Below are 15,037 nucleotides of genomic sequence, written 5' to 3' on the forward strand. Positions count from 1 at the left end.
CAATGAGCGAGATAGTATGGATCGACGCCGATGCAATGACCGCCGACGAACCCCGGCTTGAAATTGAGAAAATTCCATTTGGTGGAAGCGGCCTCCAGCACGTCATGCATGGAAACGCCGATCTTGCCGAAGATCTTGGCCGCCTCGTTGATAAAGGCGATGTTGATGTCGCGCTGCGCGTTTTCGATGACCTTCGCCGCCTCGGCGGTCTTGATGTCGCGGGCGACGAATACCCCGCCGGAAGTGGCGGCGCCGTAGACCGCTTTCAGCTTGGCGGTGACCTCGGGCGTTTGCCCGGCCACCACCTTGATGATCCGCTCGACGGTATGTTCGCGGTCGCCGGGATTTATCCGCTCCGGTGAATACCCCATAAAGAAATCCGTTCCGCATTCAAGCCCGGACGCGGCCTCCAGTTCGGGAGCGCAGATGTCTTCGGTGACGCCGGGATAGACGGTGCTTTCGACGACGACGACGGCCCCCTCGGCCATGACGCCGCCGACCTCCCGGCAGGCGGAAAGCAAGGCGCCGAGGTCCGGGCGGTTATCCTCGTCAACGGGGGTCGGCACGGCGATGATATAAATATCGCGGCCGGTCAGGTCCGCCGCATCCGCAGTAACCTTCAAGGAGCTTTGTTTCAGAACCTCCCGGTCGATCTCGCCGGTCCGGTCGAAGCCTTCCTTGAGTTGTTTCACCCGCGTTGCGTCGCGATCCAGCCCGATTACGGAAAAACGGCGGGCGAGGGCCACCGCAAGGGGCAACCCGACATAGCCGAGACCGACTACGGCAATGGAAAATGAAGACAAATCGCCCCCTGCGTATAATACGGCTTTGATCTAAAGCATATACCGGTCGGATGGAAGCTCTCTGCTCACTTCTTCAAATATTTTTTCAGGTACTGTCCGGTGTAGCTTCCCTTTGCCTTGGCGATGTCCTCCGGCGTTCCCTTGGCCACCACCTTGCCGCCGCCGTTGCCGCCTTCGGGACCGAGGTCGATGACCCAGTCGGCGGTTTTTATCACCTCCAGGTTATGTTCGATGACGATCACCGTGTTGCCGGTCTCGACCAGGGCATGAAGAACTTCAAGAAGTTTTTCGACATCGGCGAAGTGGAGGCCGGTGGTAGGCTCATCAAGGATATAGAGAGTCTTGCCGGTGGCCCGTCGGGACAGTTCCTTGGCCAGTTTTACCCGCTGGGCCTCGCCGCCCGACAGGGTCGTCGCCTGTTGGCCGAGATGGATATAGTCCAGGCCGACCCTTTCCAGGGTTTCCATCTTGTCGCGAATCGAAGGCACCGCCTTGAAGAAAGCGTGAGCTTCTTCAATCGTCATGTCGAGAACATCGGCGATTGATTTATTCCTGAAGCGGATTTCCAGGGTCTCGCGGTTATAGCGCCGGCCCTTGCAGACGTCGCACCGGACATAAACGTCGGGCAGGAAGTGCATCTCGATCTTGATCAGGCCGTCGCCCTGGCAGGCCTCGCAGCGCCCGCCCTTGACGTTGAACGAAAAGCGTCCCGGATTATAACCGCGAGCCTTGGCCTCGGGCAGTCCGGCGAACCATTCGCGGATAGGGGTAAAGGCGCCGGTGTAGGTGGCCGGGTTAGAGCGCGGCGTGCGCCCGATGGGCGACTGGTCGATGTCCACCACCTTGTCGATCAGTTCCAGCCCGTCGATGCGTTCATGTTCGCCGGGATGCAGACGGGCGCCGTGCAGACGCCGCGCCACCGCCTTGTACAAGGTCTCGATGACCAGCGTTGACTTGCCGCCGCCGGAGACGCCGGTAATGCAGGTAAAGACGCCGAGCGGGAAATCGACGGTGATGTTGGTCAGGTTGTTGGCTTTGGCCCCGGCCACCGTCAGTTTGTGGCCGCTGCGTCCTTTGCGGCGCTTGCCCGGAATCGGAATTTTGCGGACGCCGGTCAGATATTGGCCGGTAATGCTTTCCGGCGATTCCATGACCTGTTCGGGCGTGCCCGAGGCGACCACCCGTCCGCCGTGGATGCCGGCCCCCGGCCCCATGTCGATGAGATAATCGGCGCCGGCAATGGCGTCGGCGTCGTGTTCGACGACGATGACGGTGTTGCCCAGATCGCGCAGCCTGACCAGGGTGGTCAGCAGACGTTGGTTGTCGCGCTGGTGGAGGCCGATAGACGGCTCGTCCAGCACATAAAGCACCCCGGTCAGCCCCGAGCCGATCTGCGAGGCCAGACGAATGCGTTGATTCTCGCCTCCCGACAGAGTCGACGAGGCCCTGGACAGAGTCAGGTATTCCAGCCCGACATTCATCAAAAAGCCCAGCCTCGCGTTGACCTCGCGCAGGATCATGGCGGCGATCTTGCGCTGCTTGGCCGTCAGCGCCCGGTCCAGGCCGAGAAACCATTGCGCCGCTTTGTCGATGGACATGGCCGCCGCTTCGGAGATGTCGAGGCCGGCGATCTTGACCGCCAGGGCTTCCGGTTTGAGCCGCCGGCCGGAGCAGGCATCGCATATGGTGACCGTCTGGAATTTGCTTAATTCGTCGCGCACCCATGACGAGTCGGTCTCGCTCCAGCGCCGCTCCATATTGGGAATCACCCCCTCGAAGGGCTTGTTGACGTCATAGCCGCCGCGACCGTCGCTGTAGTTCATGGTCACCGCCTCTTCGCCGGAGCCGAAGAGGATGATGTTGACCGCCGATTCGGGAAGTTTGCTGAACGGCGCCGTCAGATCAAAACCGAACTGCGCGGCCAGACTTTCCAGCGTCTGGGCGTAGTACGGAGAGGTTGAGTTGGCCCACGGCGCCACCGCTCCCTGCTTAAGAGACAAGCGGTCGTCGGGAACCACCAGTTCACGATCAAAATACATCTCGGTGCCGAGACCATCGCAGGCGGGACAGGCCCCGAACGGACTATTGAAAGAAAATAATCGCGGCTCGATCTCATCAATGGTGAAGCCGGAGACCGGACAGGCGAACTTGGCGGAAAAGATGGTGCGCCCGCCGCCGTCGGCATCCTCGGTAAAGGCCAGGCCGTCGCTTAAACCCAGCGCCGTCTCAAAGCTGTCGGCAAGGCGGCTCTCCAGGCCGTCGCGGACAACCAGACGATCGACCACCACCTCAATGTCATGCTTTGTTTTTTTATTGAGGGGGGGCGCGTCCTCGATATCGTACATTTCTCCGTCTATCTTGACTCGCTGAAAGCCTCGCTTGGACAGGTCTTGAAGCTCTTTTTTGTACTCGCCCTTGCGGCTGCGGACGATGGGGGCCAACAGGTAAAGTCTGGTTCCCTCCTTCATCTCCATCACCCGGTCCACCATCTGGGACACCGTCTGGCTTTCGATGGCAAGGCCGGTCGCCGGCGAATGGGGAACGCCGACGCGGGCGAACAAAAGCCGCATGTAGTCATAGATTTCAGTGACGGTGGCGACGGTCGAGCGGGGATTCCTCGATGTCGTCTTCTGCTCGATGGAAATGGCCGGGCTTAGGCCCTCGATGGAATCGACATCGGGCTTTTGCATCAGTTCCAGAAACTGGCGGGCGTAGGCGGACAGGGACTCGACGTAACGGCGCTGCCCCTCGGCGTAGATAGTGTCAAACGCCAGCGACGACTTGCCCGACCCGGAAAGGCCGGTGATCACGGTCAGGGCGTCGCGGGGAATCTCCACGGTGATGTTTTGCAGATTATGCTCGCGGGCGCCCGAAACCGTGATGTTTTTCATGGTGGTCTTTAATCCGCTTATTGGTGTAAAGTCCACCCCCTAAGCTTCAAAGGGGGAATGGTCATGGCAGGCAGCGTCAACAAAGTAATTCTGGTCGGCAACCTGGGACGTGATCCGGAGGTTCGTTTCTCCCAGTCCGGGGACAAGATCGTCAACTTCTCCATCGCCACCTCGGAAAACTGGAAAGACAAGAACACCGGGGAGCGCCGGGAAAAGACCGAATGGCACCGCGTCGTGATCTTTAACAGCCGCCTCGCCGAGGTGGCGGAAAAGTATCTTCGCAAGGGTTCCAAAGTCTACGTCGAAGGGGCGCTGCAAACCCGTAAGTGGACCGGCAAGGACGGCGTTGAAAAGGATACGACGGAAGTAGTATTGCAGAATTTTCGCGGCGAATTGACCATGCTTGACGCCAAGGGCGGCGGCCATGGCGGTGGAAGTAGCGGCGGAGGCCATGCCGGCGATGATTCCGGCGGGGCGGAGCCGGGCTACGGCGCTCCCGGACCCGGACCCGGTTCGTCCCGTGGCGGTGGCGGCGGGCCGGGGGGTGACCTGGACGACGAAATACCTTTTTAGCGGCGCGCCGTGGTCGTCGTTCATCGGCTTTTTTTAGCGGCGACCCTGGTTCTCGCGGCCACGCATCTCGGATTCATCGAAAACGAACGCATAATTTCCGTAGCGGATATCAGCGCCGCCGAAGGATCGGCGTTCAGGGCGCCTTTTAACGCTCCCGCTTATTTATCTATTCCCGGCGATGATTTTTTCGGCCTTCGACAGTCGCGCCTAATGCTGTTTGAGGACGCAAAATCCGACGCCGGAAATATCACAACATTAACCCTGGGGCCTCCTCACGCCCTGCATGATCGGATCAGACGTTTCGGGAAAGGAGCTTATTCCCACTGGCGCAACAAAGATCTCCTGTTCTCGACGAGCGACAACTCCGACCCGAGGAGCAACCAAAAGACCTATCGAATTCGCTATCCGGTTGCCGCCGCCTGGTGGCTTGTGGCGGCCGCCTTGCTTCCGGCGGCGGCGTTTTCGTGGCTGGAAGGGGGAAACGGGTGGATGCGGAGCCTGGCGCGGCATTCACGGAAATGGCCGGCATGGCTTGACGCCCGACCGTTTTCCTCCGTCGTTATGCTTTTTCCGGTGGCGGTTTATACGTTCTACACCTTCGTCCTTTTCGTCCCCCAGGCGCCGCTCTTTACCAGGGACACCCAGTTCTTTGTTGATTTTCATCCGCTCAGAACCATCGGCTACGAAATTCTGCTCGCCGCGACCAAAGCCATGTTCGGCGATTTTTCCTATACCATCGGTTTTGAGGTCGGCCTTTATATCGCTTCCATCTTTTTTCTCGCTTACGCCCTGCATCGGGCGTTCGGGCGGTTCCTGATTTCGCTGGCCGTGGGCGGAGCGGCGCTTATGGACGGATCAGTGCTTTTTTACAGCCGGATATTGATGGCCGAGAGTCTGTTTGCGTCAATGATAATTATCCACCTGGGGTTTGCATTGCTGGCATTGAAATCCCGATCCCTCCCCTTGCTCGCCGTAGCGGCCGCCACCGTGTGCCTCGCCGCCACCGTCCGTCCCGACGGTTACTTTTTGTTTGCCCCTCTCATCTTCCTCACCGTTCTGACGGCCAGAAAGAGAATATCGTGCCTGCTGGCGGTGGCGGCGACGGTCGCCGTCGTCATGACGGCGCAAAAAGCGGCAAATTTCGCCCTTCGCGGAAATTTCTCCGCCGAGTCGGTGGCGGGAATGGCGATGGCCGTGCATGTCGCCCACTTGATCGAACCCGACTCCTCTTATGCTTACCCTGAACTCTCCGCTGAACTTTACCGAAAATTATCCGGCTACCGGCAGGCGGTGGCGGCGGCGGACAATGGTCTCTCGGCGGTAATATCCCGGTCCGCAGAGGTTCAGCGTAATGTAATAGCAGGCGCCATCGACTACATATCAAGGACGCGCCCGGAACAGGCGTCTTCTCCCGTCAAGGCGACAATCATGGCCAATGACGCTCTTTTGGAGATTTCGATTAACGCCGTCATGCGTCATCCTTTGGAATATGTCCGCTGGGTTTTTGATAATTACAAGTATTTCTGGCGCGGCGACATCTTTATCGCCAACGGCAACATCGGCCGCCTTGTCCTGTATCAGATGATTAATTGGGAAGAAGGAAAATACAGCAATTATGCTCCCGTGTTAAAAGGCCTTGAATCCCTTGATGTCTACGTTCAGGCAATAGAAAAGCATAACAACCGCGTCTTTAATGAAGACAAGGTAGTATCCCAATTTCGCTACTTCGATTACCTGTCAAATAAACTTGACCGCATATTCCCATACCTGACCGTCTTCATCCTGGGGGGAAGCTTCGCGTTCATGATCATGGCTCCGTTTACGCTCAGCCTGGGGCCGGGAATTCAGGCGGCCGCCTATCTTGGCCTCACCATACAGGCTTTCGTGGTGCTGATCGTCATGGTGACGCCGCCGTTAACCCGATACGCCGACATGATGCATGTGCCGTTTCTTGTCTTTTTGGCGAGCCTGATCGCCGTCGTTACGGAATCGTTGACGGAAAAGCGGGTTCCATGAAATACAATGTCGGGAGATTCCTCCGGATAGGTTAACAGCCATGGCGACGAGTCAGCTTCTTCCCGTCGATACGTTTGACCTTGTCGTATTCGGCGGCGCCGGCGATCTTGCGTTGCGCAAGCTGTTGCCCGCGCTTTATCACCGCTATCGGGGCCAACAAATCGACGGCGCCAGCAGGATCATCGCCGTTTCCCGCCGTAACCTGACCAGCGAGGACTTCAGGGAACAGGCCTTGGCCGCGTTAAAACGCTTTGTCGGCGACAATGACCGCGACGAGAAATCGCTGGCTTGTTTCCTAAGTCAGGTTTTCTTCATTCCGGTCGATGCGATGAGCGATTCCGGGTGGGCCGACCTTGCGCAGGTTCTGGCGGCCGGCGAGAATAAAGTCAGAGCTTTTTACCTTGCCGTCACGCCGGACATCTATGGGCAAATCTGCCGGCGCATCGGCGCCGCCGGTCTGGTCAACGAGCGCACCCGCATCGTCCTTGAAAAGCCGATAGGAAAAGACCTGGCGACGGCCCACGCCATCAACGAGGCGGTCGGCGCGTTCTTCAAAGAGCATCAGATTTTCCGCATCGACCACTATCTGGGCAAGGAGACGGTGCAAAACCTGATGGCGCTGCGCTTCGCCAACGCGCTGTTCGAGCCGCTGTGGAACGCCGCCCATATCGATCATGTCCAGATAACGGTCGCCGAATTGATCGGCGTCGAGGGCCGGGGTGATTTTTACGACACCGTCGGCGCTTTGCGCGATATCCTGCAAAATCACCTGTTGCAGCTTCTCTGTCTGGTGGCGATGGAGCCGCCCATGCTGGCCGACGCCAATACCGTCCGCGACGAAAAGCTTAAGGTGCTGAAGGCGCTTCGCCCCTTCAATGAGGCCAGGACCGGACAATTCACCGTGCGCGGCCAATATTCGACCGGCGCTTCCGGCGGCGGCGCGGTTCCCGGCTACGCGGATGAGATCAAGGCGCAAAACAGCCTGACCGAGACCTTCGTGGCGATCAGGGCGGATATTGATAACTGGCGATGGGCGGGGACGCCGTTCTATTTGCGAACCGGCAAGCGCATGGCCGCCCATTTGTCGGAAATCATCATTACCTTTCGACCGGTTCCCCATTCCATCTTCGGTGAAACGGCGGGACAGGCCCTCGCCAACAAGCTGGTCATTCGGCTTCAGCCGAACGAAGGCGTAAAACTCTGGCTGATGATCAAGGATCCGGGACCGAGCACCATGCGCCTCAAGTATGTTCCGCTGGACATGAGTTTCGCTCAGTTGTTTCGCGTTCGCTGCCCCGACGCCTACGAACGCCTGTTGATGGACGTTATCCGGGGCGACGCGACGCTTTTCATGCGCCGCGACGAAGTCGAGGCGGCATGGGACTGGATCGATCCGATTTTCGCCGCCTGGGCGGCGCGCAGCGACGCGCCTAAATTATATACGGCGGGAACCTGGGGACCGAGCGCCTCAATCGCCCTTATCGAGCGGGACGGACGCACCTGGCATGAAGAATAACGGGCATGGACGTTAATCTTGTCCGCCACAATTTTGCCGACGGCGAGGAGTTGGCCGAGGCGCTGGCCGAAGCGGTCGGCTCCGACCTCGCCGCCGCAATCAAGGCGCGGGGAAACGCCGTGCTGGCCGTTTCCGGCGGTGTAACGCCCAAGCGCTTCCTGATTGAACTCGGTCGCCGCGCCGTTGATTGGTCGAAGGTGATGGTGACGTTGGTCGATGACCGATGGGTGGAGGCGACCGATGAACGCTCCAATGAACGGCTGGTGCGGGAAAATCTGCTGTGCGGTCGCGCGGCGGCGGCGTCTTTCACCGGCCTCCATGTAGACGTAGAAAGCCCGGAACAGGGGCTTGACGAGGTCAGACGCAAAATAGCTTCCTTGTCCCTGCCGTTTGACGCGGCGGTTATCGGCATGGGGGCCGACGGTCACACCGCGTCGTACTTTCCGGGAGGCGACGCCCTGGCCGAGGCGATCAATCCGGTCGGAAAACATCTGGTTGTCGCCTTGCGGGCCGAGGGCGCAAACGAGCCGCGCATCACGCTCACCCTTCCCGTATTGCTGGCGGCGCGATCACTTTACCTGCATATTGAAGGAGCGGGTAGGGCGCGAGTGCTGGAAGCCGCGCTCGGCGACGGCCCGATTGAAGAAATGCCGATCCGCGCCGTATTGCGAAATGTCGTTCGCCCGCTTGCCGTCTATTACGCACCACAAGGATAAATGAGCCATGGCGCTTAACGACCGAGTCAGGGAAGTCACGAACAAGATGGCGGAGCGCAGCCGCTATGCGCGCGCCGCCTATCTGGATCGCATCCGCGCCGCCAATAAATCAGGAGTGGGCCGTAAGGTTCTTTCCTGCGGCAATCTTGCGCACGGGTTCGCCGCCTGCGGCGTTGCCGACAAGGCCGCGCTCAGGGAAGACGCGGCGCCGAACCTGGCCATTATCACCGCCTATAACGACATGCTGTCCGCCCATCAGCCGTTTGAACGCTTTCCCCGACTTATCAAGGAGGCGGCGCGGGAGGCGGGAGGAGTGGCCCAGGTGGCCGGCGGCGTCCCCGCCATGTGCGACGGCGTTACCCAAGGTCAGGCCGGGATGGAACTGTCGCTCTTTTCCCGCGACGTGATCGCCATGAGCGCGGCGGTCGCGCTTTCCCACAATATGTTCGACGGAGCGATTTTCCTCGGCGTGTGCGACAAGATCGCGCCGGGGATGGTGATCGCCGCCCTCAGCTTCGGCCATTTGCCGGCGGTCTTCGCGCCCGCCGGGCCGATGCCTTCCGGTCTCCCCAATGACGAAAAAGCCAAGGTCCGCCAACTTTACGCCGAAGGCAAGATCGGCAGGGACAAGCTGCTGGAGGCGGAAGCCAAATCCTATCACGGGCCGGGAACCTGCACCTTTTACGGCACGGCCAATTCCAACCAGATGTTGATGGAGATCATGGGCCTTCATCTTCCCGGCGCCTCTTTCGTCAATCCCGATACGCCGCTGCGCGACGCGCTGACCAAGGAAGCCGCCAAGCGGGCGCTGGCCATTTCAGCGTTAAGCGATAACTACACTCCGGTCGGCGAAATGATCGACGAGAAGGCGATAGTCAACGGCGTGGTCGGACTCCTTGCCACCGGCGGCTCGACCAACCATACGCTTCACCTTGTCGCCATGGCGGCGGCGGCGGGAATCCGGCTTGACTGGGATGATTTTTCGGCCCTTTCCGAGGTCGTGCCGTTACTGGCCCGCGTTTATCCGAACGGCCCCGCCGACGTCAATCACTTCCATGCCGCCGGCGGCATGGGTTTCGTGATCGGCGAATTGCTGGATGCCGGTCTTCTTCATCAGGATGTGCGAACGGTATGGGGAACCGGGCTTGACGGCTATCGCACGGAACCGAAGATCGACGGCAAAGGAGTCGTCCGCTGGACCAAGGCCGCGTCCCGCAGCCATGATAAAAATATTCTTCGGCCCGTCTCCGATCCGTTTCAGGCCGACGGCGGCATCAAGATTCTTTCCGGAAATATCGGTCGCGCCGTTATCAAGACCTCGGCGCTTGCGCCCGGTTGCCGCGCCGTCAAGGCGCCGGCTGTCGTCTTTGACTCCCAGGAAGACCTGCTGGCCGCCTTCAAGGCGAACAAGCTCAATCGCGACTTCGTCGGCATCGTTCGTTTTCAGGGGCCGCGAGCCAACGGAATGCCGGAATTGCACAAGCTGACTCCCGCCCTCGGCATCATTCAAGACCTCGGCTACAAGGTGGCGCTGGTCACCGATGGACGGATGTCCGGCGCCTCCGGCAAAGTCCCGGCGGCGATTCATGTAACCCCCGAAGCGGCGAACGGCGGAGCCATCGCCAAGGTGCGTGACGGCGACATGATTTGCCTCGACAGCATCGCCGGAAAGCTGGATGTGCTGGTCGATGATAAAGAATGGGCGGCGCGTACGCCGGCAGGCCATGACCCGGCGGCAAGCGGCTTTGGAACAGGCCGGGAATTGTTCGCCGCCTTCCGCGCCGCCGTCGGCAGCGCCGAGCGCGGCGCAAGCGTATTCGGAGACGTGGAATGAATCACAAGCAGGATGTCCTGGAGATAATTCTCAGACTCGCTCCGGTTATTCCGGTGCTGATTGTCCATGACCCGAAGACGGCGGCGCCTCTCGCCCGCGCCCTGGTCGCCGGCGGACTCAAGGCCATCGAGGTGACTCTGCGCACGGCGGGGGCGCTTGATGCGGTCAGGGCCATCGCCGAAGAAGTCGAAGGCGCGGTTCCCGGCGTCGGCACCGTCCTTGACGCCGAGCAATTGGCGGCGGCGGAAAAGGCCGGCGCCAGGTTCGCCGTCTCTCCCGGCAGTTCGCCAAAGTTGCTTGATGCCGCCGACGATTACGCTCTTCCGCTTCTGCCGGGAGCGGCGACGGCTTCCGAGGCCATGGCCCTGCTTGAACGAGGGTATCGCTTGCAGAAATTCTTTCCCGCCGAGGCGATCGGCGGCGTCGCCTGTCTGAAACTGCTCGCCTCGCCCTTGCCGCGCATATTGTTCTGCCCAACCGGCGGCATTACCGCCGTCAAAGCGAAAGACTATCTGGCCCTGGACAACGTGATCTGCGTCGGCGGCTCATGGGTCGCGCCGGCGGAGGCGGTTGGCGCCGGCGATTGGCCGGCTGTCGAAGCCTTGGCCCGCAACGCCGCCGCCCTCAGATAACTCCCCCGGCGCGCAATTTCGCCAATTCGTCGCCGTCCATGCCGAGAAGCTCCGTCAGCACCTCATCCGTATGCTCGCCGAGCGTCGGCGGCGGACGGCGGTAGTTCGTCTTGCTCCCCGACAACTTTATCGGGTTGCCGATCAGGTTTACGGCGTCGTTCCCGGCCAGAGGGTGAGTCATGGCTATCGCCATCTCACGGTGGATGACCTGGGGGTCGTTGAAAACTTCCGGGACGGCATTGACCGGACCACAAGGCACGTTCAGATCGGTCAGGCCGTCAAGCCAATGGCGGCGGGGACGGCGCCTGATTATTTCTTCGAGGATGGGGATCAGCGTTCGGCGGCGGCGCACCCGTTCGGCGTTAACGGCAAAGCGTTCGTCATCCGCCAGTTCCGATCTCCCGGCGAACCCGCAGAATGTTCTGAATTGAGCGTCGTTGCCGACGGCAAGGATGAAGGGGCCGTCGCTTGCCTCGAACGTCTGGTAGGGGACGATATTGGGATGAGCGTTGCCGAGGCGAACCGGCGCCTCCCCCGACGTTAAATAATTAACCCCGACGTTGGCCAGCCACGCCACCTGGGTATCAAGCAACGACAGGTCGATGTATTGGCCGACGCCTTCCCGGTCACGCCGGTGAAGCGCCGCAAGGACGGCGGTCGAGGCGTACATCCCGCACATGATGTCGGCGATGGCGACGCCGGTCTTGGTCGGCGGGCCGTCGGCGGCGCCGGTGACGTCCATGATCCCGCCCATCCCCTGGGCGATAAAGTCATAGCCGGGAAACCCGGCGTAAGGCCCGGTCTGGCCGAAGCCCGTAATCGAGCAATAAACAAGCCGTGGGAAATCGCCCTTCAGTCCTTCGTAGTCCAGGCTGTATTTCTTTAATCCTCCGACCTTGAAATTCTCGATCAGAACGTCGCAGGACGCCAGCAGACGACGGACCAGGGCGCTTCCTTCCGGTCTGGAGATGTCGATGGCCGCCGAGCGTTTGTTGCGGTTGCAACTCAGGTAGTAGGCGCTTTCCGAGGTATCCGCGCCGTCCTTGCCCTTGAGGTAGGGCGGACCCCAGCGGCGGGTTTCGTCGCCGACGCCCGGCTTTTCGATCTTGATGACATCGGCGCCGAGATCGCCGAGAAGCTGGGTGCAGTAAGGCCCGGCCAGAACCCGACTCAGGTCGAGGATGCGAATTCCGCTTAGGGGACCGGCGTTTTCGGTCATGGCCTCGCCTCCGGTGGAGTGACTGAGGAACTTTTATCCCCTCCTTACCAAGGAGGGGTTGGGGGAGGTTACTGTAATGGAGCGGGTGAGGGGAGTCGAACCCCCGCCTAAAGCTTGGGAAGCTTTCGTTCTACCGTTGAACTACACCCGCATGCGGCGATCATATCAGCAGTTCATCTTCTGCCGAACAGTTTTTCGATGTCGGCCAGTTTCAGCTCCACATAGGTGGGGCGGCCGTGGCTGCATTGGCCGGAGTGAGGCGTCGCCTCCATCTCGCGCAGCAAGGCGTTCATTTCCTCGCCGTTGAGCGCGCGCCCGGCGCGTACGCTGGAGTGGCAGGCCATGGTCGCCGCCACCTTGCCCAGGCGCTCCTTGAAGGCTAACGCCTCGCTGAACTCCGCCAGATCGTCGGCCAGATCCTTGACCAGCCCCTGAAGATCGGCCTCGCCGAGCATGGCCGGAGCCTCGCGCACCACCACGGCGCCGGGACCGAAAGCCTCGACGGCCAGGCCCAGCGCCAGCAATTCATCGGCGTGGGCGGCAAGGCGGGAAACGGCGGCTTCGTCCAGTTCCACCACTTCGGGGATCAGCAATCCCTGGCGAGGCGCTCCGCCGTTGGCCGACGCCTTCTTTATCTGTTCATGGATCAGCCGCTCGTGAGCCGCGTGTTGATCGACGATGATGATGCCGTCGTCGCTCTGGGCGACTATATAGGTCCGGTGTATCTGCGCCCGCGCCACCCCCAGGGGGTAATTCCCGTGCGTCTCCTCAACCATGGCCGGGGCCTGGGGCGTCGTTTTCAGATGGGGCAGAGGGGCATGGAAAGCGGCAGACCTTTCGGCCATGCCGCGAGACGGATGATAGGGCGTCGGCCATGGCCGGGCGGCGCCGAGAGCCGCCGTTGAGATTATGGTCGAAGTGCGGTGTCCGGCTCCGGCCAGGGCTTGGCTGACGGCGCCGACGATCAACCCGCGCACCATGCCGGCGTCGCGGAAACGCACCTCGGTCTTGGCCGGATGGACATTGACGTCCACCATCTCGGGCGGGACATCCAGAAACAGCGCCGCCAGCGGGTAACGATCCGCCGCCAGGAAATCCCTGTAGGCCCCGCGCACCGCCCCGTACAACAGTTTATCGCGCACCGGGCGATTGTTGACGAACAGGAACTGCATGGAGGCGTTGCCCCGGTTCAGCGTCGGCAATCCGACATACCCGCTGAGGCGCAGGCCTTCCCGCTCGGCGTCAACGGGCAGGGCGTTGTCGGCAAAATCGCGGCCCATGACGGCGCTCAGTCTTTCCAGGCGGGCGTCAAGCAGTCGGCCCTGAGCGGCGGCCAGCTTGACAACGTCGCGTACGCCGTCGTTCAGGGTAAAGCCGATCTCGGGATGGGCCATGGCCAGACGGTTGATGGTCTCGACGGCGTGGCCGAACTCGGTGCGCGGAGCTTTCAGGAACTTGAGTCGGGCCGGGGTCGCGTAAAACAGGTCGCGGACCTCGACGCGGGTTCCCGGACCCATCGCCGCCGGCCGGACCGCGCCCCTGGCGCCGCCCTCCACCGAAATGGCCCAGGCGGAGGAGGCGCCGGGCGGACGGCTGACAATGGAAAGCCGGCTGACGGCGCCGATGGAAGGCAGCGCCTCGCCGCGAAAGCCGAGGGTGGAAATGCGGATCAGGTCATCGTCGGCCAGCTTGGAAGTGGCGTGACGCTCCACCGCCAGCTCCAGTTCATCGGCGCTCATGCCCAGGCCGTCGTCGGTGACCGAAATCAGGATGCGCCCGCCGTCCTTCATGATGATTGCGATGCGCGACGCCCCGGCGTCGATGCTGTTTTCCACCAACTCCTTGACCGCCGAGGCCGGCCTTTCCACCACCTCGCCGGCGGCGATGCGGTTGACCAGATTTTCGGGCAGACGGCGGATGATGGTCACGACTACGTCGCTTTCAGGCGCTTGTAGTGATTGATGAGGCCGTTGGTGGAGGAGTCGTGGCTTTCCACCGGTTCCCCGGTCATCAGTTCGGGAAGAATGACCTGGGCCAGCCGCTTGCCCAATTCCACCCCCCACTGATCAAACGAGTTGATGCGCCAGATTGCGCCTTGAACGAATATTTTATGCTCGTAGAGGGCGAGCAGCATGCCCAGCGTGCGGGGGTCGAAGCGACGCACCAGAATTGAGTTGGTGGGGCGATTGCCGGGGAACGTCTTGTGGGGCGGCTCGCCTTCCGTTTTGCCCCGCATCAGCGCCTCGGTCTGGGCGAAGAAGTTGGCCAGCAGGATGGCGTGATACTCGGCTCCCGCGTTATGATTCTCGGCGGCGGCGATGAAGTCGCAGGACACCAGCCGCGTTCCCTGGTGGAGAAGCTGGTAGAAGGCGTGCTGTCCGTTGGTGCCGGGTTCGCCGAAGATAACAGGGCCGGTGTCGTAATCAACGGCGACGCCGTCCGTTGTCACGCGCTTGCCGTTGCTTTCCATGTCGGCCTGTTGCAGGTAAGCGGGCAGGCGTCTCAGATACTGGTCGTAGGGCAGCACGGCATGGGCGTCTGCGCCGAGAAAGTTGGAATTCCAGATTCCGACAAGGGCCATGATCGCCGGCATGTTGGATGAAAGCGGCGCTTCACGGAAATGGCGATCCATGGCGTAAGCGCCTTCCAGCAATTCCTCGAAGCGTTCGATGCCGGCGACCACGGCGACCGACAGGCCGATGGCCGACCACAGCGAATAGCGCCCGCCTACCCAGTCCCAGAAGCGGAACATGTTCGCCTTGTCGATGCCGAACTCCGCCACCGCCTTTTTGTTGACGGACAGCGCCACGAAATGGCGGCTCACCGCCTCGTCGCCC

At 61.2% G+C, this 15,037-nt stretch carries 9 protein-coding genes, 1 tRNA gene and 2 pseudogenes (2 of these 12 running past the window's edge); 6 read left to right on the plus strand and 6 right to left on the minus strand.

Translation table 11 applies throughout. The features are described from left to right. Both A3H92_05020 and A3H92_05025 read right to left on the minus strand, forming a co-directional pair. Window positions 1-803 (minus strand): annotated as a pseudogene (locus A3H92_05020) (UDP-N-acetyl-D-galactosamine dehydrogenase); it reaches 428 nt to the left of the window's first position. A 65-nt stretch (window positions 804-868) separates the two neighbouring features. Beyond that, a complete protein-coding gene (locus A3H92_05025) occupies window positions 869-3,694 on the minus strand; it encodes an excinuclease ABC subunit A (protein ID OHC76043.1) in 2,826 nt (941 codons plus the stop codon). Window positions 3,695-3,757: 63 nt separating this feature from the next. Here A3H92_05025 and A3H92_05030 point away from each other — a divergent pair, with 63 nt between their 5' ends. From A3H92_05030 to A3H92_05055, 6 genes are read left to right on the plus strand one after another with little or no spacing between them, the layout of a single operon-like run. Further along, window positions 3,758-4,267 (plus strand): single-stranded DNA-binding protein, encoded by a 510-nt coding sequence (locus tag A3H92_05030; GenBank protein OHC76066.1) that lies wholly within the window; start codon window positions 3,758-3,760, stop codon window positions 4,265-4,267. Between the two features lie 9 nt (window positions 4,268-4,276). Then, on the plus strand, window positions 4,277-6,283 hold the full coding sequence (locus A3H92_05035; GenBank protein ID OHC76044.1) for a hypothetical protein: 2,007 nt from the start codon (window positions 4,277-4,279) through the stop codon (window positions 6,281-6,283). Between the two features lie 40 nt (window positions 6,284-6,323). Then, complete coding sequence (locus A3H92_05040; GenBank protein OHC76045.1) at window positions 6,324-7,799, plus strand: glucose-6-phosphate dehydrogenase; 1,476 nt, start codon at window positions 6,324-6,326, stop codon at window positions 7,797-7,799. A gap of 5 nt (window positions 7,800-7,804) precedes the next feature. Beyond that, a complete protein-coding gene (locus A3H92_05045; GenBank protein ID OHC76046.1) occupies window positions 7,805-8,515 on the plus strand; it encodes a 6-phosphogluconolactonase in 711 nt (236 codons plus the stop codon). A 7-nt stretch (window positions 8,516-8,522) separates the two neighbouring features. After that, the gene (locus A3H92_05050; GenBank protein ID OHC76047.1) at window positions 8,523-10,349 is read left to right on the plus strand and encodes a phosphogluconate dehydratase; all 1,827 of its coding nucleotides are present in this window, start codon (window positions 8,523-8,525) and stop codon (window positions 10,347-10,349) included. Further along, window positions 10,346-10,981: a keto-deoxy-phosphogluconate aldolase gene (locus A3H92_05055; GenBank protein ID OHC76048.1), complete on the plus strand. Its 636-nt coding sequence runs from the start codon at window positions 10,346-10,348 to the stop codon at window positions 10,979-10,981. Before A3H92_05050 ends, A3H92_05055 begins: the two co-directional genes overlap by 4 nt. Here A3H92_05055 and A3H92_05060 read toward each other — a convergent pair. From A3H92_05060 to pgi, 4 genes and pseudogenes are all read right to left on the minus strand, one after another. Next, window positions 10,974-12,200 (minus strand): CoA-transferase, encoded by a 1,227-nt coding sequence (locus A3H92_05060; GenBank protein ID OHC76049.1) that lies wholly within the window; start codon window positions 12,198-12,200, stop codon window positions 10,974-10,976. The genes A3H92_05055 and A3H92_05060 overlap by 8 nt on opposite strands. A gap of 77 nt (window positions 12,201-12,277) precedes the next feature. Next, window positions 12,278-12,351, minus strand: a tRNA-Gly gene (locus tag A3H92_05065). A 22-nt stretch (window positions 12,352-12,373) separates the two neighbouring features. Then, window positions 12,374-14,122 carry a DNA mismatch repair protein MutL gene (locus A3H92_05070; GenBank protein ID OHC76067.1) on the minus strand — a complete coding sequence of 583 codons (1,749 nt, stop codon included), beginning with the start codon at window positions 14,120-14,122 and terminating at the stop codon, window positions 12,374-12,376. Window positions 14,123-14,130: 8 nt separating this feature from the next. After that, window positions 14,131-15,037, minus strand: a pseudogene (gene pgi, locus A3H92_05075) (glucose-6-phosphate isomerase) (it continues 616 nt past the right edge of the window).

Source organism: Rhodospirillales bacterium RIFCSPLOWO2_02_FULL_58_16 (genome assembly GCA_001830425.1).
Lineage (GTDB): Bacteria > Pseudomonadota > Alphaproteobacteria > Rhodospirillales > 2-02-FULL-58-16 > 2-02-FULL-58-16.